Origin of the sequence: Terrisporobacter hibernicus, assembly GCF_020809405.1 — a bacterium.
GTDB classification, from domain to species: domain Bacteria; phylum Bacillota; class Clostridia; order Peptostreptococcales; family Peptostreptococcaceae; genus Terrisporobacter; species Terrisporobacter petrolearius.
This window is the reverse complement of record NZ_CP081135.1, coordinates 1,523,764-1,548,285: the sequence shown is the minus strand read 5'-3', so window position 1 is coordinate 1,548,285 and position 24,522 is coordinate 1,523,764. Positions and strand designations below refer to the sequence as shown.

27 protein-coding genes and 1 riboswitch are annotated in these 24,522 nt (G+C 28.4%); of the genes, 23 read left to right on the top strand and 4 right to left on the bottom strand.

Annotated features, from left to right (window positions below; all coding sequences use genetic code 11):
* Nucleotides 1–385 precede the first annotated feature (385 nt).
* Nucleotides 386–994 (top strand): Ltp family lipoprotein, encoded by a 609-nt coding sequence (locus JW646_RS07455; RefSeq protein ID WP_228417147.1) that lies wholly within the window; start codon nucleotides 386–388, stop codon nucleotides 992–994.
* Nucleotides 995–1,093: 99 nt separating this feature from the next.
* Here JW646_RS07455 and dapD read toward each other — a convergent pair whose 3' ends face one another.
* The 4 genes from dapD to JW646_RS07435 form a co-directional block, all read right to left on the bottom strand.
* Nucleotides 1,094–1,807: a 2,3,4,5-tetrahydropyridine-2,6-dicarboxylate N-acetyltransferase gene (dapD, locus tag JW646_RS07450; RefSeq protein ID WP_228417145.1), complete on the bottom strand. Its 714-nt coding sequence runs from the start codon at nucleotides 1,805–1,807 to the stop codon at nucleotides 1,094–1,096.
* Nucleotides 1,808–1,833: 26 nt separating this feature from the next.
* A complete protein-coding gene (gene dapB, locus JW646_RS07445) occupies nucleotides 1,834–2,577 on the bottom strand; it encodes a 4-hydroxy-tetrahydrodipicolinate reductase (RefSeq protein WP_228417143.1) in 744 nt (247 codons plus the stop codon).
* Nucleotides 2,571–3,470 (bottom strand): 4-hydroxy-tetrahydrodipicolinate synthase, encoded by a 900-nt coding sequence (dapA, locus tag JW646_RS07440; RefSeq protein ID WP_074919552.1) that lies wholly within the window; start codon nucleotides 3,468–3,470, stop codon nucleotides 2,571–2,573. The genes dapB and dapA overlap by 7 nt, the downstream gene beginning before the upstream one ends.
* A 65-nt stretch (nucleotides 3,471–3,535) precedes the next feature.
* Nucleotides 3,536–4,534, bottom strand: a complete 999-nt coding sequence (locus JW646_RS07435) for an aspartate-semialdehyde dehydrogenase (RefSeq protein WP_228417141.1) — start codon at nucleotides 4,532–4,534, stop codon at nucleotides 3,536–3,538.
* A gap of 134 nt (nucleotides 4,535–4,668) precedes the next feature.
* Nucleotides 4,669–4,839: riboswitch (Lysine riboswitch) on the bottom strand.
* 267 nt (nucleotides 4,840–5,106) lie between these two features.
* Between JW646_RS07435 and JW646_RS07430 the strand changes: the two genes are divergently transcribed.
* From JW646_RS07430 to JW646_RS07325, 22 genes are all read left to right on the top strand, one after another.
* On the top strand, nucleotides 5,107–6,300 hold the full coding sequence (locus tag JW646_RS07430; RefSeq protein ID WP_148557074.1) for an L-serine ammonia-lyase, iron-sulfur-dependent, subunit alpha: 1,194 nt from the start codon (nucleotides 5,107–5,109) through the stop codon (nucleotides 6,298–6,300).
* A gap of 242 nt (nucleotides 6,301–6,542) precedes the next feature.
* Nucleotides 6,543–8,993, top strand: coding sequence for an ABC transporter permease (locus JW646_RS07425; protein ID WP_228417140.1), 2,451 nt, complete (start codon nucleotides 6,543–6,545; stop codon nucleotides 8,991–8,993).
* A gap of 12 nt (nucleotides 8,994–9,005) precedes the next feature.
* Nucleotides 9,006–9,671: an ABC transporter ATP-binding protein gene (locus JW646_RS07420; RefSeq protein ID WP_228417139.1), complete on the top strand. Its 666-nt coding sequence runs from the start codon at nucleotides 9,006–9,008 to the stop codon at nucleotides 9,669–9,671.
* 177 nt (nucleotides 9,672–9,848) lie between these two features.
* Entirely contained in the window at nucleotides 9,849–10,322 is a 474-nt protein-coding gene (locus tag JW646_RS07415) for a hypothetical protein (RefSeq protein ID WP_228417137.1), read from the top strand.
* Between the two features lie 217 nt (nucleotides 10,323–10,539).
* Nucleotides 10,540–11,235: a response regulator transcription factor gene (locus JW646_RS07410; RefSeq protein WP_148557078.1), complete on the top strand. Its 696-nt coding sequence runs from the start codon at nucleotides 10,540–10,542 to the stop codon at nucleotides 11,233–11,235.
* Entirely contained in the window at nucleotides 11,225–12,517 is a 1,293-nt protein-coding gene (locus JW646_RS07405; protein ID WP_228417135.1) for a sensor histidine kinase, read from the top strand. Before JW646_RS07410 ends, JW646_RS07405 begins: the two co-directional genes overlap by 11 nt.
* A 390-nt stretch (nucleotides 12,518–12,907) precedes the next feature.
* The gene (locus tag JW646_RS07400; RefSeq protein WP_228417133.1) at nucleotides 12,908–13,480 is read left to right on the top strand and encodes a hypothetical protein; all 573 of its coding nucleotides are present in this window, start codon (nucleotides 12,908–12,910) and stop codon (nucleotides 13,478–13,480) included.
* Between the two features lie 102 nt (nucleotides 13,481–13,582).
* Nucleotides 13,583–14,701 carry an amidohydrolase gene (locus JW646_RS07395; RefSeq protein WP_228417131.1) on the top strand — a complete coding sequence of 373 codons (1,119 nt, stop codon included), beginning with the start codon at nucleotides 13,583–13,585 and terminating at the stop codon, nucleotides 14,699–14,701.
* Between the two features lie 167 nt (nucleotides 14,702–14,868).
* Nucleotides 14,869–15,138: a small, acid-soluble spore protein, alpha/beta type gene (locus JW646_RS07390; protein ID WP_074919545.1), complete on the top strand. Its 270-nt coding sequence runs from the start codon at nucleotides 14,869–14,871 to the stop codon at nucleotides 15,136–15,138.
* Complete coding sequence (locus JW646_RS07385) at nucleotides 15,125–15,871, top strand: class I SAM-dependent DNA methyltransferase (protein WP_074919544.1); 747 nt, start codon at nucleotides 15,125–15,127, stop codon at nucleotides 15,869–15,871. Before JW646_RS07390 ends, JW646_RS07385 begins: the two co-directional genes overlap by 14 nt.
* 20 nt (nucleotides 15,872–15,891) lie before the next feature.
* Entirely contained in the window at nucleotides 15,892–16,776 is an 885-nt protein-coding gene (gene hslO / locus JW646_RS07380; protein ID WP_074919543.1) for an Hsp33 family molecular chaperone HslO, read from the top strand.
* A 202-nt stretch (nucleotides 16,777–16,978) separates the two neighbouring features.
* Nucleotides 16,979–17,338: a GntR family transcriptional regulator gene (locus JW646_RS07375; RefSeq protein WP_228417129.1), complete on the top strand. Its 360-nt coding sequence runs from the start codon at nucleotides 16,979–16,981 to the stop codon at nucleotides 17,336–17,338.
* A gap of 29 nt (nucleotides 17,339–17,367) precedes the next feature.
* A complete protein-coding gene (locus tag JW646_RS07370; protein ID WP_228417127.1) occupies nucleotides 17,368–18,060 on the top strand; it encodes an ABC transporter ATP-binding protein in 693 nt (230 codons plus the stop codon).
* Nucleotides 18,050–18,883, top strand: a complete 834-nt coding sequence (locus tag JW646_RS07365; RefSeq protein WP_228417125.1) for a hypothetical protein — start codon at nucleotides 18,050–18,052, stop codon at nucleotides 18,881–18,883. The genes JW646_RS07370 and JW646_RS07365 overlap by 11 nt, the downstream gene beginning before the upstream one ends.
* 11 nt (nucleotides 18,884–18,894) lie before the next feature.
* On the top strand, nucleotides 18,895–20,139 hold the full coding sequence (locus JW646_RS07360; RefSeq protein ID WP_228417123.1) for a hypothetical protein: 1,245 nt from the start codon (nucleotides 18,895–18,897) through the stop codon (nucleotides 20,137–20,139).
* A gap of 243 nt (nucleotides 20,140–20,382) precedes the next feature.
* Entirely contained in the window at nucleotides 20,383–20,535 is a 153-nt protein-coding gene (locus JW646_RS20340; protein ID WP_408647780.1) for a hypothetical protein, read from the top strand.
* The gene (locus tag JW646_RS07350; protein ID WP_228417121.1) at nucleotides 20,532–20,846 is read left to right on the top strand and encodes a hypothetical protein; all 315 of its coding nucleotides are present in this window, start codon (nucleotides 20,532–20,534) and stop codon (nucleotides 20,844–20,846) included. Before JW646_RS20340 ends, JW646_RS07350 begins: the two co-directional genes overlap by 4 nt.
* 20 nt (nucleotides 20,847–20,866) lie before the next feature.
* The gene (locus JW646_RS07345; protein WP_228417119.1) at nucleotides 20,867–21,250 is read left to right on the top strand and encodes a DUF2750 domain-containing protein; all 384 of its coding nucleotides are present in this window, start codon (nucleotides 20,867–20,869) and stop codon (nucleotides 21,248–21,250) included.
* 366 nt (nucleotides 21,251–21,616) lie between these two features.
* Entirely contained in the window at nucleotides 21,617–22,144 is a 528-nt protein-coding gene (locus tag JW646_RS07340) for a HEAT repeat domain-containing protein (RefSeq protein ID WP_228417118.1), read from the top strand.
* 150 nt (nucleotides 22,145–22,294) lie between these two features.
* Nucleotides 22,295–22,624: a hypothetical protein gene (locus JW646_RS07335; protein ID WP_228417117.1), complete on the top strand. Its 330-nt coding sequence runs from the start codon at nucleotides 22,295–22,297 to the stop codon at nucleotides 22,622–22,624.
* A gap of 178 nt (nucleotides 22,625–22,802) precedes the next feature.
* Complete coding sequence (locus tag JW646_RS07330) at nucleotides 22,803–23,474, top strand: hypothetical protein (RefSeq protein WP_228417116.1); 672 nt, start codon at nucleotides 22,803–22,805, stop codon at nucleotides 23,472–23,474.
* Nucleotides 23,475–24,019: 545 nt separating this feature from the next.
* Entirely contained in the window at nucleotides 24,020–24,253 is a 234-nt protein-coding gene (locus JW646_RS07325; protein WP_228417114.1) for a CPCC family cysteine-rich protein, read from the top strand.
* The last annotated feature ends 269 nt before the right edge of the window (nucleotides 24,254–24,522 follow it).

Here is a 24,522-nt window from a genome sequence, read left to right as displayed (position 1 = left end):
TGGATATAAAAAGGAATAAGTTGAAAGATCAATAAGCATAGAATTTTGGTTAAATAAAAGCCCCTTTATGGCAACGGTTAAAATATAATCGTAGTCGAAAGGTGCTTTTTTTATATAGCAAATATTTATCTTCTAATTTTGTTTAAAGTACCATTAGCACTACTATTTGCATATCTATACACAACTTACCAATCTATTATGACTAATCAAATTTTTTAGGTTTTCATTATACTATATGACTTATTTAGATTAATTCCCAGGTGAATATTATAAAAGCTAAAAATGCAGCATTTGTTATCACAAAATGATAAATTTCGACAAGGGTTATATATTATACTTTATATTGTAGAAATCATATTATTAATAAATAGAGGAGAATTGAGCAATGTCAAAAATGATACAATGTAAATCTTGTTCTAAAGAAGTAGCATCTAATGAAAAGTTTTGCCCAGGATGTGGAGCAAAAAATAAGAAACCAATATATAAAAGACCTTGGTTTATAGTAATAGCATTCTTTGTAATAGTTGGAGCAATAGGTTCAGCAGGTGGTGGAGATTCAACTAAAACAAATAGTGTGACAACTGGAACTGAACAGAAAATTAGTAAGAATCAAAAAACAGAAGAAAATGCTTCAGTAGAAGAAAAAACAAAAGAAGATGCTTCAGTAGAAGAAAAAGTGGAAGAAGATGTTCCAACAGAATATAAGTCTGCATTGGAAAAAGCCAAAATATATAGTGATACTATGAATATGTCTAAGGCTGGATTATATGACCAACTAACATCAGAGTATGGAGAAAAGTTTTCAAAAAAAGCTGCTAAATATGCTATAGATAATGTAGACGCAAATTGGAAGGAAAATGCATTGAAAAAAGCAAAAACATATCAAGAAAGCATGGCTATGTCTCCAAAAGCAATTTATGACCAATTAACATCAGAATATGGAGAAAAATTTACAAAAAAACAAGCCAAGTATGCTATAGACAATCTGGAGTAATATATTGTAAAAAAGAACTTAAGCACCTAGTATAAAAACTAGGTGCTTTTTGTAGTATTATAAATAACTATTAAATCTTTTATTAAATTTATTTTTAGATTAATCTAGTTTTCTTAAATCTTCCATAACCTTTGTTTTATCAGCAGTTTTTTCATCTTTATTCTTAATTATTCTAGCAGGAGAGCCAGCTACTACAACACCTGGAGGAACATCTTTTGTAACAACAGAACCTGCAGCAACAACAGAACCTTTACCAACTCTGACGCCTTCAAGAATAACTGAATTTGCGCCTATTAATACATCATCTTCGATTATAACAGGAGTAGCAGAAGGTGGCTCAAGAACACCAGCAACAACAGAACAAGCCCCAAGGTGTACATTTCTACCAAGCATTCCCCTAGCACCTATTACAGCATTCATGTCTACCATAGACCCTTCTCCAACAACGGCACCTATGTTTATTACAGCACCCATCATGATTACAGCATTTTTTTCTATTGTAACCATATCTCTTATTAGTGCACCTGGCTCAATTCTAGCTTCTGCATGTAAGAAATTATAAAGAGGGATAGCTGAATTTCTTCTATCGTATTCTATATGAATATCATCCACAGAAGATTTAAAGTTTTCCGCATCTTTCATTATAGTTTTATAATCACCAATTAAAATATAAGAACCTTCTTGACCAAACACTTTGTAGTTATCATTTTTTTCTATTTTTATATTACCAGAAACATAAACTTTTACAGGTGTTTGTTTTTCAGCATCTTTTATATATTTAGCTATTTCATACGCATCATTTAAGTTAACCATAGTTTTCCTCCAAATTTTGTCTAGTTTTAGTCTAACATATTGTTCATATTGTAATATCCAGCTTCTTTATTTACTAAGAATTTTGCAGCAGCAATAGCCCCTTTTGCAAAAATATCCTTAGATTGAGCTGTATGTTTTATTTCTACAACTTCATCATGGCCGGCAAATATAGTAGTATGTTCTCCTACTATAGTTCCACCCCTTATGGCGTGAATACCGACTTCAGTAGGCTTTCTCTTTTCACTGCGACCATATCTTCCATAGATACATTCACTACCTGGCAGAACCTCTTTAATTCCATTAGCTATCATAACAGCTGTACCACTAGGTGAATCTAGTTTTTTATTATGGTGTTTTTCTATTATTTCTATATCAAACCCATTAAGAGCTTTGGCAGCATCTTTAACTAATTTAACTAGAACATTCACACCTAGAGACATATTAGAAGAGTGGAAAATAGGAATAATAGCCGAAGCTTTTTCTATTTCACCTAATTCTTCATCATTAAATCCTGTAGTTGCTATTACTAAAGGTGTTTTTGTTTTTGTAGCATAGTCCAAAACATCATATATAGCACAGTGATTAGAAAAATCAATAATAATATCAGCATTTTCCTCTACTTCACTCATTTTATGATAAGTTTTGAAAGTCACATCTAATTCATCTCTAGATACACCACAAACAAGTTGTAGCTCACTATCTTCATTAACACATTTAGTTAAAACTTTACCCATACTACCGCTATAACCATTTATAATTACTCTTAACATGTTGCCTCCTGTATTTTTAGTCCCCAATTAACTAATTCTCTTTTTAAAACTTCTAAATTTTGTTCTTCCATTTCAGCTAGAGGAAGTCTTAAGTCTCCCACATTAAATCCTAATAAATTAACAGCAGTTTTTACTGGTATAGGATTTACTTCTATAAATAAAGCATCTATTAAAGGTTTCATGCCTAATTGTAATTCTCTAGAACCTTCTACATCACCTTCCATAAACTTTGCTACTAAATCATGAGTTTCCTGTGGGCAAATATTAGCTAGAACTGATATAACTCCAGACCCTCCTAGAGAAAGTAGGGGTAGTATGGAGTCATCGTTACCAGAATACACAGCGAAGCCTTCTGGAACTAACCTGCAAACTTCAGCTACTTGAGCTAAATCTCCACAAGCTTCTTTAAGAGCTACAATGTTATCCACATTTTTAGCTAAATCAGCAACAAGTGAAGGAGGGATATTAACCTTTGTACGTGAAGGAACATTGTATAAAATTATAGGAAGTTTAACACTATTTGCAATAGATACAAAGTGTTTTCTAAGTCCTGATTTATTAGCCTTGTTATAGTAAGGAGTTATAATTAAAAGAGCATCTGCACCTAATTTTTCAGCTTCTTGACTCATATAGATAGAGTGAGCAGTGTCATTTCCACCTGTGCCAGCTATTACAGGAACCCTTTTATCAACAGCATCAACAATAGTTTTGATTGCTAATAAATGTTCTTCGTCATTCATAGTGCTGGCTTCACCAGTAGTACCACAAGCAACTATAGCATCAGTGCCATTTTCAATTTGAAAATCCACTAATTCTTTTATCTTTTTAACATTAACCTTTCCATTTTCATCAAATGGCGTAACTAAAGCAACTGCAGAACCTTTAAAAATCATAAACAAACCTCTCCTTTTTACCTTAAATTTAATCTCTATTAATTAATATTTATTAAAGTTCATTTTTATACTAAATCATATTTTAATAATAATTCAGCTATTTGAACTGCATTAGTAGCAGCCCCTTTTCTTATGTTGTCAGCAACAACCCACATATTAACACCATTATCCACACTGAAGTCTCTTCTGATTCTTCCTACGTAAACCTCATCATGACCCTCAGCATCAACTGCTAGAGGATATTCGTTGTTAGCAGGATTATCAACTATAACTATACCTTCAGTATTTTTTAGAGTACTAAATACGTCTTCTAACTCAAATGGTTTATTAAACTCTAAGTTTATAGACTCACTGTGAGCACCTCTTACTGGAACCCTTACAGTAGTAGCAGTAACTTTAATATTATAGTCTTCTAAGATTTTCATAGTTTCATTTACCATTTTCATTTCTTCTTTTGTATATCCGTTTTCTTCGAAAACATCTATATGAGGAAGACAGTTAAAGGCTATAGGATGAGGGTAGAAAGTGTTTGGTTTTCCATGGATTCCATCCTCCAAGTCTTGAACTCCTCTAACTCCAGAACCTGATACGGCTTGGTAAGTTGAGTAAACAACTCTTTTTAAACCATATTTATCATGTAATGGTTTAAGAGGAACCATAGCTTGTATAGTAGAGCAGTTTGGGTTTGCAATTATTCCCTTATGATTTTTTACTGCTTCTGGGTTAACCTCTGGAACAACGAGTGGAACGTTAGGATCCATTCTCCATTGGCTTGAATTATCAACAACAATTACTCCTTTAGAAGCTGCTATTGGTGCGTATTTTTGGCTTATTCCTCCACCAGCAGAAAATAGAGCTATTTGTATATCTCTATCAAAAGAATTTTCATTTAATTCCTCTACAACCACATCTTTGTTTGCAAATTTAACAGTTGTACCTGCAGATTTTGCAGAAGAGAACATATAGATATTATCTATTGGAAAATTTCTTTCTTCTAAAATTTTTATAAAAGTTCTTCCCACCATACCAGTGGCACCAACTAAAGCAACATTAATTTTTTTCATTTTTAATCACCCCGTAATATATTTTAGATTTAACATTAATAACATAGAGAAAATTTAAGGGAGAGCTTTATATTTATATATATAAAAAAACGTACAAAGGTATACTTTGTACGTTTAAAACGACATGTCAAAGTAAACCTTGTAGCTCACCACTTAAAAATAAGTGACAGTGTTATACATATTATGCATAACCCCAAAAATAATCTTTGCCAAGATTACCTTTTCGGCAATGGTTCCTTTCTTTGAATATTAACGTCTGCCGACTACTTTCAAATACTTTTAACCACTGCACCTCTACCCTAGGTTAAGATAGTTTTTTTAAATTATTAATAATAGTAGTACAAAAAAATGAAAAAATCAATAAAAATGTAAAAAATTACCTCAAACAACATCTAGATTTTTTGTCGCATTTTAGGTAAAATGTTTTATATGTTATTTAATATTTATAAAAATATTTTTTAGAGGTAAATAATTCTTAAATTACTATTATTATTGGAAATATATAATTTTAATTGGGAATATGTTTTCTTATTAAAATAAAAAGAATATCTAAATCCCCGAGGAGGAACAAAATGGAATCACTAAAAGAACTTTACAAAATAGGTAATGGACCTTCCAGCTCACATACAATGGGACCACAAAGAGCTGCTGAACAATTTAAGAACAAATACCCAGAAGCTGTTAGCTATAAAGCTCACTTATACGGAAGCTTAGCTGCAACAGGAGAAGGGCATTTAACTGATTATATAATCAAGAAAACGCTTGAGCCAAAAGAAGTTGAAATACTTTGGAGAGAAGATATAGTTAAACCATATCATCCAAATGGTATGATGTTAGAAGCTATAGATGCAGACGGAAACGTAATGGGAGATTGGACTATCTACTCTGTTGGTGGAGGTACAATAGCTGAAGAAGGAATGAGAAATGCAGGTGGAAACGACACTTACCCTCATTCAACTATGGAAGAAATAATAGCTTGGTGTAACCAAAATAATAAAAACTTCGTAGACTACGTAAAAACTTACGACGATGCTGATATAATGGATTACTTAGTAACTATTAAAGATGCTATGAAAAAATCAGTAGAAGACGGTTTAAAAGCTACAGAAGTTATACCAGGTAAATTAAATCTAGAAAGAAAAGCTGGATATTTCTATAAGCAATATCTTGCTAAGAAGCAATTAAATACATTAGTTTATGCTTATGCTTTAGCTGCTTCAGAGCAAAATGCATCAGGATACGTTATAGTAACTGCTCCAACATGTGGTTCTGCAGGTGTTTTACCAGGAATATTCTTCGCAATGAAAGACTATGAAGGATACACTGATGAGCAATTAGTTGAAGCTTTAGCTGTAGCAGGTATAGTTGGTGTTCTTGTTAAGAGAAACGGATCTGTTTCAGGTGCTGAAGTTGGATGTCAAGGTGAAGTAGGAGTTGCTTGTGCAATGGCTGCTGCTGCAATAGCTTACTTAAAAGGTGGATCATTAAGACAAATAGAATATGCTGCGGAAATCGGTTTAGAACATCACTTAGGAATGACTTGTGACCCAGCTTACGGATACGTTCAAATACCATGTATAGAAAGAAATGCAATGGGTGCTCAAAGAGCATTAGATGCTGCTAACTATTCATTATTAACTGATGGAGAACATCAAGTTACTTTTGACCAAATAGTTAAAATAATGGACGAAACTGGTAGAGACATGATGGATAAATACAGAGAAACTTCAAAAGGTGGAATAGCTAAATTATTCTTCACTTGCTAGTTTTTAAATATTAAAATATTTATATTGAAATAGATAAAAGAAACAGGAATTTTCCTGTTTCTTTTTTTTTACAAATTTATAACGAAAGCTGTTTTTTATTAAATCTTTATAACAAAGAGAGCACAATCTTATAAAATATAATATTTTTATGATTTTTTTAGATATAGTTAGATATAAGAAAAATTAATATATGGAGGGGAAGCAATTATAAAAATACAATCGACGATAAAGGGAGGAAAAGAATGAAGGGTGTTTTAAAATTAGCTTTTTATTATTTGAAAAATCAAAAAGGAAGAAGTTTTTCTATAGTAATAGCAATAGGGTTAGCTACGTTGATATCATTTTCTAATATTGTACAAAAACAAACAAATATAAAATTAGGAACAGAAAAGCTACATAACACATTTGGAACTTATGACTATGAATATAGTGATATTGATGATGAAGCATTGCAAAAAATATTAAATGATGATACAAGGGATGATACATATACAATAATCAATTTAGGTAGCATTGTTTATAAAAATGGTGTTAAGAGCACTCTTAATACGTATAGTCCAGACTATTTAAAACAAAGTGAATATACACTTATAAATGGAAGGGCACCCAAAAATGAAAACGAGATAGTTTTAGATAATAAAGCTATAGAGGAAATGAATTTAGAAAATAAATTAGGTGAAGACATAGATTTTAACATAGTTAAAAAATATAAAAGTCATGATGGAAATGATGAAATATACAATAAAAATTATAAATTTAAACTAGTTGGAATAGTCAGCAGACCTAAGAACTACTACGAAGAATATAAAGAATATACACTTAAAGCTTTTACAGGTGGATATAAAAATTTAATACCAGAAAATCTTATTACTAATGATGGTATTTTAAATGTAGAAAATGAAGATTCTACAATGGATAATATGTATAAACGAATGGAAAAATACGGCCTTACAGAAGATAAATTCTTTATGAATATCGGCTTAATTCAAGGGCTAAACTCTCTTGGTGTTGGTGAAGAAGCAACAACCTATGAAATAAGAAATATGTTATTACCTATAGCTGTATCGGCGCTTTTAATATGCAATATTTTTGTAATGACTTTATTTGATATGAAAAAATCAATAGGGATGTTAAGAGCCATAGGTGCTAAAAGGCACCAAATATGTTCTATGATTTTTATACAAAGTTTAATATTGGTAACCATTGGTATATCCTCTGGATTCTTAATTGGCGGAGCGTATGTGTATAATTATATATCTAAAATGTACCCTCAAAATCCAAGCCTTTATATAACTAAAGAAGCAATATTGATACCCATATTAATAGCAATTATTACGGTGTTTATTTCAAATATAGTTCCCATATACAAGGCTACTAGAATATCTCCAGTAGAAGGAATGAGAGATAACGGTTTTAGTGACAGAAAGTTTAAAAATAGATTTTATTATAAATGGATAAGAAAAGTATTTAATATAACTGGAGAGATGGCATATAAAAATGTATTTAGATTTAGGACAAGAACCATTCTTTGTATATTATCTATGGGATTAGTTGGGTCTATGTATATAACTGCATTATCAAATTACAACAAAATTGGTATGGATGTAATGCATATGCCAAGTCAAAATATTGATGAATATGATATAAAACTAAATAAAGACGATTATAATGTGGAAAATGCTCTAGGAATGTATAGTAATAGTGATGTAGAAAAAATTAAAAATATAGATGATGTAGACTATGTAGATGGAAAATTAGTGTTGTCTGGGTCTATGAATAAGAAAGAATCATATTTAGAAGTTAGGGGTTATACAGAAAAAGATCTGAAAAAATTAGATAAAAACATAGAAGAAAAAAGTGATGAGAAAAATAGTGAATATATAAATGTTTTGGTAAATAATCATACTGATGGAACCAATGAACCAATAGATAAGGATTTAAAAATTGGGGAAATAATTGAAATTAAAATACCATCAGTAAATGATGGAAAGCTAAGTTATAAAGTGGAAAAAGTTAGAATCGCTGGTTTCTTAAACAGAAAATGGATTTTAAATAATTTCTATGGAAGAATGATAACGGTAATAATGCCAATAGAGGAATTATCTAAATTGACTAATATAAATGATGTCAATGTAATAGGAGTAAAAGCTTCTAGTGGAAAAGAAAAGGAAGTTGAAAATAAAATAGAAAAAATGATTGGAAATAAGGATTATAACAATATAGAAAGTAGAGGGAGATATAAAGCAGAACAAGAAAAATTACAGGCAATGGATAAGATGCAAAGTATGTTTTTATTATTGCTTATGTCTGTAGTAGCATCTTTAAATATTTACTACACTATAAAAACAGGAATACTAATTAGAACTAGAGAGCTATCAACATTAAGAAGTATTGGTATGAGTATGAAAAAGATAAGAAGTATGCTTATTAAGGAGTCTTTAATTTATGCTCTTATTAGCTGCATGCTAGGGTCTGCTCATGCTATATATAAAGGATACAAGGATGTATCTATGGTTAATGAAATTATGGAAACTGGATTTGGTGCTAAGAATCTAGAAAAATTTGAAGTGCCTTTTAATGAAATAGTAATATTTACTTTTTTAGTAATAGTAGTTTGTATTATATCGGTGTACTTGTCTAAGAAAAAACTAGAAAAAATGAGTATATCAGAAGGAATTAATAGGAATGAATAGGGGGGAATCAGTATGGCCATATTAAAAATAGAAAATTTAAACAAGATTTATGGTAAAAAAGAAAATAAGTTGCATGTTTTAAAGAATATAAATTTAGACATAGAAGAAAATAAATTTATTACTGTAGTAGGTGCTAGTGGGTCTGGAAAAAGTACATTATTGAATTGTATGGCAGGTCTTGATAAACCAACTGATGGAAGTATTTATTACAATAATGAGGAAATAAGTAATATGCCAGATGGAAAATTAGCTCATATAAGAATAAATAACTTTGGATTTGTGTTTCAGAACTTTAATTTAATACCAGTTGTTAATGTATACGAAAACATAACAATGCCTTCATTATTAGAAAATAGGAAAATAGATGAAAAATATCTAGAAGAATTGTTAGATAGGTTACAAATAAAAGATAAAATAAAGAAATTTCCTAATGAATTATCTGGAGGACAACAACAAAGAGTAGCAATTGCTAGAGCTCTTATAAACAAACCTAAAATAATATTTGCTGATGAGCCTACTGGAAATTTAGATACAAAATCAACAGAAGAAGTTATGAATATACTAAGAGAATGTGTAAATGATTACAATCAGACATTAATAATGATTACTCATAATGAAAATATAGCTAAAGAAGCTGATATTTGCATAAAGATAAAGGATGGACAAGTATTAAGTTAACTTAATAAAACCTAAAATAGACCTTAGAAATAATCATGAACTTAGTATTAATGTATAGAGAGAGCGTAAAAAAGAACAAGAATTAATCTTGTTCTTTTTTTATAAAAATATTATAAGTTTATAATAGAAATGCTATTATTTATTATAAGAAGTTACGATAAATTAGGGGGTACTCTTATGGATAAAAATAATAAATGCAAACTTAATGATATTTCAAACTATTTGGTAGAAAAGCTAAAAGCAAAAGAAATGACAGTAGAAGAATTTTTAAGTATGAATAGTAACATATCTGCAGAGGAACTCAACAATAATTCAAAGATTTTTAAGATAAATGATTGCAATTTAATAAAGTCACTACTAAGTGAAAATGAAAAATCAGAATTAGAAATAACTATGGATCATCTAAATAAAGATTTGGACCATATAGATAAATCATCTTATGAATATAGGATAAGTACAGGAAATTTGGTAGTAATAATTTTAGAAAGTGAAGATGGAGAGTATTTATCAGGTTTTATTATGGATGGGAACGGAGAATTATTATTTAACTCTTTATTAGAATTAATAGGAAACGACTTTGAAAAAAGCAATAACACATTAGAATATATGATCGAAGAATTAAGACGATTTAAACCTTATGGCACAATTTAATAAAGTTTATAGATTTATATAGGTTCTGTTAATAGAACGTAGATGAAAAAATCCAGTAGATTTAAACACTACTGGATTTTTATTGTTGTATAAAACTTAATAGAATCTTAATAAATTATGGTCTAAATCTTAAAATTTAATTTTTATAATAATGTTAATTAATGATTTAACATAAGTTTTGAAGAATATGTTACATTAAGAAATGAGGTGAATGAATATGAAAGAATATAATATATTATTAGTTGATGATGATAAAGATATAGTTAATTCTATGGAAATACACTTAAAAAATGAGGGGCTAAATGTTTATAGGGCATACAATGGAATGGAAGCTTTAGATGTTTTATTAGAAAAAGAGGTTCATTTAATAATTATGGATATAATGATGCCAAAATTAGATGGACTAAATGCAACATTAAAAATAAGAGAAGAAAATAATATACCTATCATACTTATATCAGCCAAAACACAAGATACTGATAAAATAATTGGGCTTAATATGGGTGCAGATGATTATGTAACAAAGCCTTTTAACCCTTTGGAATTAGTTGCCAGAGCAAAGTCTCATTTAAGAAGGTATACAAAACTTGGCGCTCGTAAGGAAGAAGACAGTGAAATTTTAATAAATCAAGGATTAAAACTTGATAACATAAAAAAAGAAGTATCTGTAGATGGAGAAGTAGTTAAATTAACACCAATAGAATATAAAATATTAGAACTTTTCCTTAAAAACCAAGGCAGAGTATTTTCGTCAAGACAAGTGTATGAAATAATTTGGGATGAACCTGGATTTAATTGTGATAGAACAGTAGCAGTTCATATAAGAAGAATAAGGGAGAAGATAGAAATTAATCCTAAAGAACCGAAGTACATAAAGGTGGTGTGGGGAGTGGGATATAAAATTGATAAATAATAAAAAAGAAAGATCTTTGGAAATGCAGATATTATTAGTAATAACATCAATATTTTTTACACTACTGTTTTTACGACGTATTATGAGTATACCATTCTTGATACTTACAATAATTGAAATATTTGAATTAGTAAATATGTTTAAAAAGTGTAAATCTAAAGAAGATATTTTAAAGAAGAGCATAATATTCAAGGTGATATTTAACAAAAATATAAATATGGATAATAAAATAGTATTAATAAAAGCAGTAATAATTATTATAGTATTTATGATTGTACAAGTTGTTATTGCTAGTGGATTGAATTATATGAATATAGATTATTACACAATGATGGACAATATTTTTCCTGATTTAAATTTGTACAGAGGAAATAACTTTATAAGTGCTTTAATAGGAATTATATTGTGCGATTTGATTATGGCATTATTTATTATAAAAAAATTAAATAAACTTGTAGATATACAGTTTGGTGTAGCGGAGTTAAAAAAAGGTAACTTTGATTATAAAATAGACACGACAAAAGATGATATGTTTGGGAAATTAGCAATGGATATAAATAATTTAGGAGATAACATGAGTTTGGAAGTTGAGGAAAGACTGAAAAGTGAAAGAATGAAGACTGATTTAATAACTAATGTATCTCATGATTTAAAAACTCCCCTTACAGCTATTATAAATTATATTGAATTAATCAAAAAAGAAAATACTGATTTAGTTGTAAAAGACTATGTGGAAATATTAGATAAAAGATCTCAAAGGTTAAAAGTTTTAATTGAAGATTTATTTGAAGCATCAAAAGTAAGTAGCAATGATTTAGAACTTAATTTAGAAAAAAATGATATAAATCAACTTTTGATGCAAAGTATAGTTGAGATGGATGAAGCTATTGAAAATTCACAACTTGATTTTATTATAAATGTGCCTGAAGAAGAGGTTTATATATTAGCAGATGGTAGAAAAACATTTAGAGTATTTGAAAATCTTATTTACAATATACTGAAGTACTCATTAGAAGGAACTAGGGTATATATAGATTTGATGATAAAAGAGAATAAGGTAAATATTTGCTTGAAAAATATATCTAAATACCCATTGAACTTCGATGCAAAGGAAATTACAGAGAGATTTACTAGAGGCGATTTGTCTAGAAATATAGAGGGATCAGGGCTAGGACTTGCCATAGCAAAAGGATTAGTAGAAGCTCAAGGTGGAAGCTTAGAAATTGATATACTTGGAGATTTGTTTATAGCTACAATTGAATTTGATTTGATAAATGAGTAGAAGGAATAATAAGTTAGTTTATATATTAAATTATAAAATGTTATAGAAAGGAATCATTATTATGGATTATGGTTTGCTGAATATTGGAAGCTTTGTATTTGGATTAATTGCTTGTATACTTCCTGTTATTAATATTATATTTCGTAACAAGTTGGGTAATAAGAATTGGATTATTTTTTCTGAGGTTAGTACTAGCGCTTGTATCGTATCATTGTGGATGCAAATTTTTTATATCAATCACCTTGTAAACATAGAAGATTGGACAGCTATTATGGATACTTCAAATGCAATAGTATATATTTCAAGCTTACTATTATTAGTTACCATTACACTTAATGTTATTTCATACATTTTAAACAATAATAAAAGATAAAAATATTGGGAGATACAATGAAAATGAGAAAAAAATATTTAATTATGATAATAATAACTTTTGTTGTTTTTGTTTGTGGTTGTAGTAGGTCTAACACAAATATTGACAAATATCTTAAGAGCGGAGAGATTATTGATTCTTATGCAAAAGAATTTATGCCTTCTATTGAAGAATTGCCCAAATATAAAGATATTTCCTATAAATATAATAAAGAATCTGTACTATGGTATACATCAGATGCTATGACACTTGTTGTAGAGTATGACGATGAAACATATAAAAGTGAAAAAGAAAAATTATCAAAGAGATATACTTTTTTAAGTGAAAAAATTCCTTTTGATGAGGAAGGTTTATACATTATTCCAGAATATGAATTTTCCATAAATAGTTATGATTTTAAAGTTATAGAAGAAAGTGATAATGATGATACTTATTATCCAAAATCATTTGGTATGATAGGAACATCTGATGATAAAAAAAGTATAGCGTACTTATATTTCTATGATTTTGACTTAGATTATATAGGAGATAAAGGTGAACAGTTGTCTATGGCTAACTTTGTAAAGGAATATTTCAAATATGATTTTTAATATTAAATTTAAATAAGGAAATTTATAGAATGATTAATAGTTATTCAAGTAGATAAATCTCCTCATTGTAGTTATAATTTACAAATAAAGGGGGATTTTTCTATGAAAATAACATATTTAGAGGACAGAGTAAAAAGTCACAGGTATAACTTGCATAACTTAGCAGAACTTTCTCACGTGGAATTTAATACAGCAAAGTATATTAGAGACTACTTAGAAAAACTAGGCGTGGAATATGAAATATATTTAGAAACAGCAACAGTGGGAATTATAAAAGGGAAAAATCCTAAAAAAACAATTGCTTTTAGGTCAGATATAGATGCACTACCTAGTCCTAAAGGGGCTGAGCACTTATGTGGACATGATGGACATATGAGCATACTTCTTGGGCTAATAGAATATATAGTTGATAATAAAAATAAGCTAAATGATAATATAGTGTTTGTATTCCAACCAGCAGAAGAAGATACTGGTGGAGCAGAAAGACTTATGGACGCTGGTGTATTCAAGAAATACAAAGTAGATGAAGTTTATGGACTACATATACATCCTGATTTTCCAGAAGGATATGTGGCTTGTAGACCAGGCTATTTAATGGCTCAAAACGGTGAAATAAACATAGATATAATTGGTAAAGGTGGCCATGGAGCCATGCCACAAAATACGAAGGATGCAGTTTTAATAGCATCAGAATTTGTTACAAGTTTACAAAGTATAATATCTAGAAATATTAATCCTATAGAAGGGGCTGTTATAACTATAGGTAAAATAACTGGAGGCAGTGTTAGAAATATTATTGCTGAAGAAGTGAGATTAGAAGGAACTATTAGATGTTTTAACCCTTCTGTTTATTATACTATGGTAAATAGAATAAGAGAGTTTATTAAAGGATTTGAAATATCTTACGGTTGTAAAATAAATGCTGAAATTGTACATGGATATTTGGCAGTGAACAATGATAAAAATTTGTATAATGAATTTGTGAATGCTATTGGAAAAGATATGATAATAGAAACGGATCCCCTTATGATTTCAGAAGATTTTTCTTATTATCAAAGAGAGGTACCAGGGCTGTTCTTTATGTTAGGTGCTAGAAATGAAGAAAAAGGCTTTGTAAACAGCCTTCATAATTTTAACTTTAATTTTAATGAAGATATATTAATGGGTGGCTTAAATATATATAAGCAACTGTTGGAGTATAAAAATTCACTAGGTTCATAGCGCCAAGGATATATCCTTGCTCCGCTTGGGATAAATCCGTTGCTTAGAATTCACTGGGATATTAGTGGTAAGGAGTTAATTTTCTTTAGTTAATAATATATACCCCTTAGTTTTTGTATAAATTTTTGTCTAGATGACAAAACTACAAAAAAAGAAGGGGTGTTTTTATGGATAAAAATAAATTAACTAAAGAATTCATTTATAAATGTGAAAAACAAAGAAAGAAAAATGAAAAAAAGGTAAAACCATTGACACAAGATGATATAATGAAATATGAGATAGCGGGAGAATTAGGCCTGCTTGATAAAGTTGATGAAAAAGGATGGGCTGGTCTTACTGCTAAGGAAGCGGGAAGAATAGGTGGAATCCTCACATCACGAAAAAAACAATTAAAAAAGAAAGCTGAAGAAGAGGATAAAAAGGATGAATCAGTATAGTGATTTTGCCTTTGTTTATGATGAACTTATGAACGAAGTTGATTATAACAATTGGGTTAAATACATTGAAGATATAATAAAAAATGAAAATGTTGAAGTACAAAATATATTAGAACTAGCTTGTGGTACAGGAAATTTAACTATACCACTTACTAAAAAAAATTATGATATTGCAGGAATAGATATTTCAGAAGAAATGCTACAAGTTGCCCGAGAAAAAGGAGAAAGAGAAAATGTTGAGTTAGTATTATTAGAACAAGACATCGTAGAACTTGATTTTGATGTGACTAACTTAGACTGTATCCTTTGTGGGTGTGATGGATTTAACTACATAACTTATGACGAAGATTTAGAAGGTGTATTTTCTAAATGCCATGAGTTACTAAAAGATAATGGAATTTTTATATTTGATATAAGTTCTTATTACAAATTATCAAAAGTTCTAGGAAACAATATGTATGGTGAAAACAGAGAAAATGTGGCATACATGTGGCAAAACTATTTCGATGATTACGAAAATTTAGTAGAAATGGACCTTGCATTCTTTGTTAAAGGAGAAGATGGTAGATTTGATAAATTTGAAGAAAACCACTTACAAAGAGCTTATAAAAATGAGGAAATAATCCAATTACTAAAAAATGCAGGATTTGAGTATATAAAAACTTATGGAGATTTTAAATTAGAAGCTCCAAAAGAAGACAGCGAAAGAGTATTTTTTGTTTGTAAAAAATAGGCATAAATGGAGGGAAAACAATGAAGGATTACGTTATAAAAGCAACTAGCACAAATGGACAAGTAAGAGCTTATGTTGGTATAACTAAAAACTTAGTTCAAACTGCTAGAGATAATCATAATACAATAAAAGTTGCAACTGCTGCACTTGGAAGAACATTAACAGCTACAGCTATGATGGGCTTAATGATGAAAAATGATAAAGATGAGTTAAGTGTAATCATAAAAGGTGGAGGACCTATAGGGACTATACTTACAACTGCTGACTCAAAAGGAAATGTTAAAGGATATGTACAATACCCAGACTTAAACGGTGTAGAAGTACAGGACTATCCAAATGGAAAACTAAACGTTGCTGGAGCAGTAGGAAATGAGGGCTATGTTAAAGTAATAAAAGACTTAGGACTTAGAGAGCCTTATGTTGGTTCTTATCCATTAGTAAGTGGAGAAATCGCAGAAGACTTCACTCACTACTTTGCATTATCTGAGCAAACTCCATCAGTAGTTTCTTTAGGTGTTCTTACAACAGAAACAGAAGTTCAACAAGCTGGAGGATTAATAGTTCAATTAATGCCAGATGCAACAGAAGAAACTATAGCTACTTTAGAACAAAATGTAGGTAAGTTAAAATCAGTTACTACAATGTTAAGTGAAGGAATGACTCCAGATGACATATTAAATTTAGTGTTAGAAGGATTAGATCCAAAGATACTAGATATATGTGATGTTAAATTTGACTGTAACTGTTCAAAAGATAGAATAAAGAAAGTTTTAATATCATTAGGAAGAGAAACTTTAACTGAAATAATAGAAGAAGATAAGCAAGCTGAAATAAGTTGCCACTTCTGTAATAGTGCGTATCACTATGATGAAGAGGAATTAAGAGAAATATTAAACGAGATGTAGTTAATAGAGAGAGTTGTCGTGAGACAGCTCTTTTTTTGATAGAAATAAATAATAGCTATCGTATAAGAAAAATAGCATTAATTTACGGTAGCTATTTTAGTTGTTATTATATGGAAAAATAATAATTGACTTTTTTGGTGTATTAATAATATAATACACTTGGCGGAAAATAATTTTAAATAATTAAGAAAGGAGAAATACCTTGAAATTTACAGTAAATGATAGAGAGCCAGTTTATATTCAAATTATCAGAAATATAAAACAGAAAATAGTCACTGGGGAAATACAAAAGGGAGAGAGACTACCTTCTAGAAGAGAAATGGCAGTTAATATAAATGTAAATCCAAATACAGTTCAAAAAGCTTATAAGGAGATGGAAGAAATGGGGATAATCAATACAATCAAAAATAATCAAAGTACAATTACTGAAGATGATAATATAATAAGACAAATAAGAAAAGATTTAATAAGTGAAGCGACAGATGTTTTTATAAAGCAAATGAAAGCAATTAATGTACCAATAGAAGAAGTTAAGGATATTATTACTAAGAAATATATATAAGTAAGGGAAATATATAGGGGAGGAAAATAATGATTGAAGTTAAACATGTGAAAAAGAAATACAAGAAAGTAAAAGCTTTAGATGATGTTTCCTTTAACATAGAAGAAGGAAAAATCACTTGCATACTGGGTGTTAACGGCGTTGGAAAATCAACTATTCTAAAAGTTATAGCAGGACTAGTAAAACCAAATAGTGGAGAAATTTTAATTGATGGGAAGAAATTTAGTCAACAAACTTATAATAAACTAGCTTTTGTGACAGATATAGATATTCATTTTAATCATCTTAATATAAAAGAAACTTTTGATTTAATGAAGTTATTTTATAAAAATTGGGATGAAGACAGAGCTTATGAAATGCTTAGTATGTTCTCTTTAACTGATGATAAAAAAATAAGTGAACTGTCTAAGGGTAATAAGGCAAGAGTAAAGATTATAATTGGATTTGCTCAGAGGGCCAAATATATTTTACTTGATGAGCCATTTTCAGGTATAGATATTTTTAAAAGAGAAGAGTTTATAAATGCAATGCTAACATTAATGGAAGATGACGAAAGTATTGTAATAACGACTCATGAAATTGGTGAAATAGAGCAAATAGTAGATGATGTAATAATTCTAAATAAGGGAAAAATTGAACAGATATTTAATGCAGAAGAAGTTAGACAAAATGAAGGAAAATCAATACTAGATAAAATGAGGGAGGTATATAATGGGGAGTAAGATATTAACACTTTTTGATATAGAGTTTAGAAGAGTGCAGAAGATATTTTTCGCTGTAATTTCATTGATAACACTAGGTAATGTAGGGATTTTTATTTTAGGAATATATAGAGTACTTGAAGATGTACGAGTAGAAACTGGTGTAGCACAACAAATATCAGTATTAAAAACTAATATAGGAAAGCATATGTTTTTAGAACTTCAGCTACCTAACTTTATATATTATTTATCAAATTTGCTGATGTTTTTAGCTTTGATAGGATGTGCATTTTACTGTGTATTAATATGGCAAAGAGATTTTTCTAGTAAATCAAAAACAATATATACATTTTTTATGTTGCCGGAAAATAGATTTATCATATTTATTTCAAAATTAATAACAATGCTTACTTTAATTTATACCATAATATTTGTGCAATACTTCTTATGGGGAATAGAAGCTTTTATAGTTAGTAAATATGCAAATATACCGATAATAAACATGATTAATAGTATAAATAATATAAATGCTATGGAAGGAATTACTCGTTTAATATTAATGCCAATCTATCCTATGGAATTTTTAATGATATTTATAATAGGACCAATAGTTGCTGTAACATCTATATTTACAGCAGTTCTTATGTCTAAATCAATAAAAAAAGTGGGCGGAATTATAGGAATTGCATCTATTGTTACTTTATTCATAGCATATTTTGTAATAATAGTAGATCATAAATACTCTGACTGTATTTTAAGAAATAATATGATTTTCTACATAGTAGTATTTTTCTTATCAATATTTGTATCTTATAATTTATTAAAAAATAAAATGTATGATTAGGGGGGGATATCATGAAAGTAAAATTATCAAAAATAATATTAATAATATCAGTAGTGGGAACTATAATAGTTGGTATTTCTCTAGCTAATATATATCAAACAGATATAGTGGTAAAAGATGTACACGGTAAAAGATCTGCTTTAGGAGATATGAATATATTACTACAAAAAACAGGAGGAGTATTTCAAACAGATGAGATTATTATAAATAAAAACAGTACTACAACGAAGAAACTTGTAAAACAAAGAGATACACTTTTTAACTTAACAAAAGAAAATTTAGATAATAGGGATTTGTTTCAATTTCAATATGATAAAAATATTTTGTTTGAAGACAAAAACACTGTTGGTACAGCTGAGATATCTGGATGTGAAGTAGCTGGTAATAAGCAAAGAATGATGGCTTATATTGAAACAAAAGATAAGAAAAATAATAAAATAGAATCTTATAAGATTGATATGGGTGAAGATATAGATACTAACGAAAATTATACTTATGCATCAATACCTGTAAAAAAAGAAGGAGATATTCTTTATGTAGCAACTATGTATTCGTATGGTGATGTTTCGGATGATTCATCTGACGAAGAGTATGTAGATGATTCTACATTAGCAGATCCATGTTATAAAATTACAAATCTGAGTCTATATAAATTAAATTTATCTAATAAAACTTCTAAATGTATAGTTAGTAAAGATTATGAAGGGAAAGATTTAAGTATAAAACAATCAGGATTTAGTAATGGAAATAAAGCATATTTTATAGTTAATAAGAAAAATAATAAATCAGATGATTATAGTACGAATTTATTTGAATTAGATATAAATCTAAAAGAAGTAAATTTAATAGATCTAAAAACAAAGGATGATTATATTGAAACATCTTATAATATAGAAAATGATGAAATATTATTATTATCTATGCCATCAATAGATGAAATGAATAGTGAGATAAGTGAAAATGTAGATGGTATTTTAGTAAATCTAAAAGATAGAGATTTAAAATATAAATATAAATTAGATATAAACTATAATGTAGATTTCACATCTGGAGATAGAGTAAGAAGAGATAATGGGAAAATATATGTAGCATCAGCTACCTATGTTAAGACAGATAAGTATGAAAATAATTATCAAACACCATATAATTTCTATGTGTTTGATGAGAAAGATGGTGAGATGCTGTATGAAGGAAGTACAACAATTAATTCTAGTGATAAAGTAAATATGGGAATTGTTAAGAATGATGAGATTTAGTAATTAAACATATATGTAGATAAATCCTCCTTTTATGTATAAAAAAATGGAGGATTTTTTGTTGTTAGCAAGTTAAGTTATTTCAATGACTTGACTATAATGCCAAGGGGTTAGGTTTTTGACAGTTTATGTAAAGATAATGCCATAACTAATTCTCAAGACCTTGCAGTATTAATTAAGGATCTTGGTGACGGTTCTATAAATCCAATAACTACAGCAACAAAGTATAACTCAAAAGATAATGTGGTTAAAGAAACAAACACAGAAGGAAATTACAAAACTTATGAGTATGATATAGACGATAACATAACAGATGTAACATATCCTTCCTCTACATCTAGTGATGTAAAAGGACTAAAGTTCACTTATAATAGTGATAAGTGGTTACATAAATGAGTGAATATTTATATAATAACTACACTAGTACAACTCAGCGTGACGAAGATTCACCTAGCACAATAGTAGATGAACTACGTGAATGTGAATACGACAAACTTGGAAGACTTACAGAAACAAATATAAGTGATAATGTGTCAAATTCAATAAGCAACACTGTTTATACTTATGACAAAGTAGGTAACAGAGTAAAAGAAGTCAAAGATGGAAAAACAACTTTCTATTACATTATTTTGGATGGAAAAAGGTACTTAAATGTTAACATAGAAAAATTTCTTAGTGACTTAGAAGATGAGATGAATAATTATTAAATTAGAGAGGGAAACAAATTATGAAACAAATTTTAAATCTAAAAATAAATTCGGAAAAAAGATACAAAAAATTTATTGATGATGTAATTGAAAATAAAATTGTATGGGGATTGAAGTTAAAGAATGAAGATGGATGGGCCGTGGCTATATCTAATGAATATGAAGATACAGAGGTTATGACTTTCTGGTCAAATAAAATTTATGCCAAAGCATGTTTAAAAGAAGAGTGGGATAATTATGAAATATGTTCCATTACATTAGATGATTTTTTAAACCATTGGCTAACAGGGCTAAATGAAGACGAATTATTGGTAGGTGTAAATTGGGATATGAATTTAATAGGACTAGAAGTGGAACCCCTAGATTTATTGGATGATATTTTAAAATTAAAAATAAGTAATTAATTACTTGTATAAAACTAATAAACAAAAATAAAATAAGATTAGAGGATAAATGTAGAAATAAGGACTTCATCCTTGTATGACCCTCAGAGGTAAAAATTATGTAGAAAAGCTTAATATTAAAATTTTGTGCCTTGGTAGATAGGCACAGCACATAGGCACAAGGCATGAATAATAATAAAAAATAATGATAATGCACTTGATGGAAATGGCAAAAAATAGATTGCTATATGACAAAAATATTAATAAATTAAAATTAGAATAGTATACTACCAAAGTCAAGTACGTTAAAAAACTATGGACTTGATAAAAACTTAATATATTTATTAGGTTGATTTTAATTATAACTAATTAAGAGGGAGATGGATTATGGACTATAATGAAATTTTAGATTTTCTAAAAGAAAACCAACCTTTTCCAGATGATGAAAACATAAAAGAATATGAAATAGATATGTATGCAGATGCTGTAAAATATTTAGACGAAGTATATTCTGATGAAAAATGTATACCGTTACTATTAAATTGTTTTGGAGATTGGTTTACATATGATATAAATAAACATGTAGAATTTATCATATGCAAATTTGATAAAGAATTAGTGTTGCCACATTTAAGACAAGCATTAAGAAGCAATAATAAATATGTGAGGTACTGGGCATGTCAATATGCTATGTCATTCCCAGATAAAAGCCTGATAGATGGTTTAAAAGAAATCATAAAAAATAAAAAAGAAAATGATAATGATACAAGATTGTCAGCAGTTACAGCATTAACACTTATAAATAATTCAGATGTTAAATTTTATTTAGAAAAAATGGATTTAAGATGTGAAGATAATGAATTTATTGAACAATTTATGGAAATTTTAGATGAAGAAGGTTTTTCTCATATTTAATATAAACGTAGGTTTATTTCTAATATAAAATTTAGTGTTAAAAAATATGTTTAAGATGCTAAAGGTAGTCTATTCAAAAAAGGTAGAGATGGATTTCATTTTAATGTATATTTAGGTGGTAAAATCACACATAAATAGGAGGTAGAGGATTTGTTTATTAGAGCATTTATATATTCAAACAGTAATGACGAAGCTCAGAATGTTTTTGAAAGCCTTATTGAATCGGTCAAAGATAGTATAAAGAGTAAAGAATGCATAGATAATAAACCATATTGGAAAATAAAGGGTATATATGTTGTAGAAGTAAAAATTGTATTTGATAGTAAATTTAATGAAGATTTTAATGATAAGCTACTTGAAAGCATATGTGACAAATGGATAACCTTTGGAAACCCCATTGAAGAAGTATTAGCATGTGATGATAATGAAGGGTGTAACTTTATAAAAAATGGATTAAAAATGATTAATATAGTTTATTGAGTATTTAGATTGAAAATGTGATGTAAATGAAACAACTTTAAATAATAAAAATAATTATATAATGAGTGAATATTTTCTCAAAGTCAAAAGGTAAAAGTAATAGCTATAGTAATGCACAGGTTCTGTATCGTAATCTAAATAGACAAAAATGAAATAAATAGTATAGGAGAGATATTCAATGATTCAAAAAATAGAAGAAATAAAGTTAGATAAGTTAAAAGAAGGATGCTTATTAGCATCAATTGCTCATGCAGTAATGGTTGGAAAGTATCCAGAATTATCAAATCAGCATTCATGGGATGGCATAAATTATAGTACACAAGATTCTGCTGGATGCAGAGGAACAATAACTTTTTTTCATGATAAAGTGGTTGCAGTATTTCAAGATTATAATGAAATTAATTATAATAGTTATACAGAAGAATTAATATTTAAAAATTTTGAAGGAGCAGACGAATTAATTATAGAAATTGCACAGAAAGAAGCATTACAATATGTATTAGAAGATGTAAACGGAAAGGTAATGCCATACATATCAACTGCTTTTTGGGGAGACAAAGGACAAATATGGTCAAATAGTGACTACGAAAATTTTATGAAAAAGAGTGGGCATATAATTGAGAATCATCTGCTAAGCTTGAATGAGGGCTTAGATGCTTGGAAAGAATATTATGACATGTCACAAGAACAGAGAAATTTAGTAGAGTCATTATTTAATAAAAAAGATTTAATAGGTGACAAAGATATAGTACTTACGAAAGAGGAAGTAAAGAAATTAGTAGACTTTTTTGGAGAAGATATATGTGAATGTGAAGAGTCGTTAAATGAACTCTCAATATATCTAAAATAGTATTTTAAAATTTTCTAATTAGTATATAATTATTTTAATTAAAATAAAAGAAAGTAAATTTGTCAGTATTGACATATTTACAAATATTAATTATTTGAGTTTTAGTTTTTATAAAAAAATTTGCATAAAAGCGCTAGAATAGTTCAAATAGCGTAAGTAAAAGTTTAAACTATTAAATTGATTTATTATATTTTTAATAAGGTATAGTGTTAATATTACAAATTAAAAATATTTAAAATTTAACTATTGTATATCATATAGAATTGTTGTGCAATAGCTATTTATTTTATAGAATAAAATTACATCCAAACTTTTGTAAAAGAAACAGATACAATACTTTATACTAAAGTAGCTGGAGAAGTTATTGAAGCTACTGAGCAACGAAAATATCTCGCTGGCTATATGAGCGTAGCGAATTGTTATATAGATAATGTTGGTTGGATACCCACAAATCTAATTGAAGAGGGAGTTTTTCAGTCAGGTCAAAAAGCTATCGTAAAGGAATTATTAGAACTTACTTTGAACCTAAAGCTGGTATTAAATATTTGAAAGACAATAAATTAGAGGAAAGAAAAGAGATAATGATAAAATATGCATGTCCATGTTGTGGAAATTTAAGTTTAGATGAAAAACCACCAGGTACATTTGAAATATGTAAGATATGTGGCTGGGAAGATGACGAAGTTCAATATAATGAACCAGATTATGAAGGTGGTGCAAATGAAATAAGTTTAAATAAAGCAAGAGAGTTGTATAAAGAGAATAAATTAATGTTGTAAATTAAAAGTATTTAAAATTTAGCTATTGCATATCATGTAGAATTGTTTTGCAATAGCTATTTATTTTTTAGAATAGAATTAGTTAAAAAATAAAAACAACCACATCACATATAATTGATTAAATCCGTTGATTTCAAGTTGATTTTGGTGATTTTCTTTTACAACTAGTTACTGAATAGTAAGTCAATTTTAAAAATTATATTTACTAATAATATAAAATAGTATCCTGATTATAAAATCTTTTCTATTATTTAATGTCACATAATAGC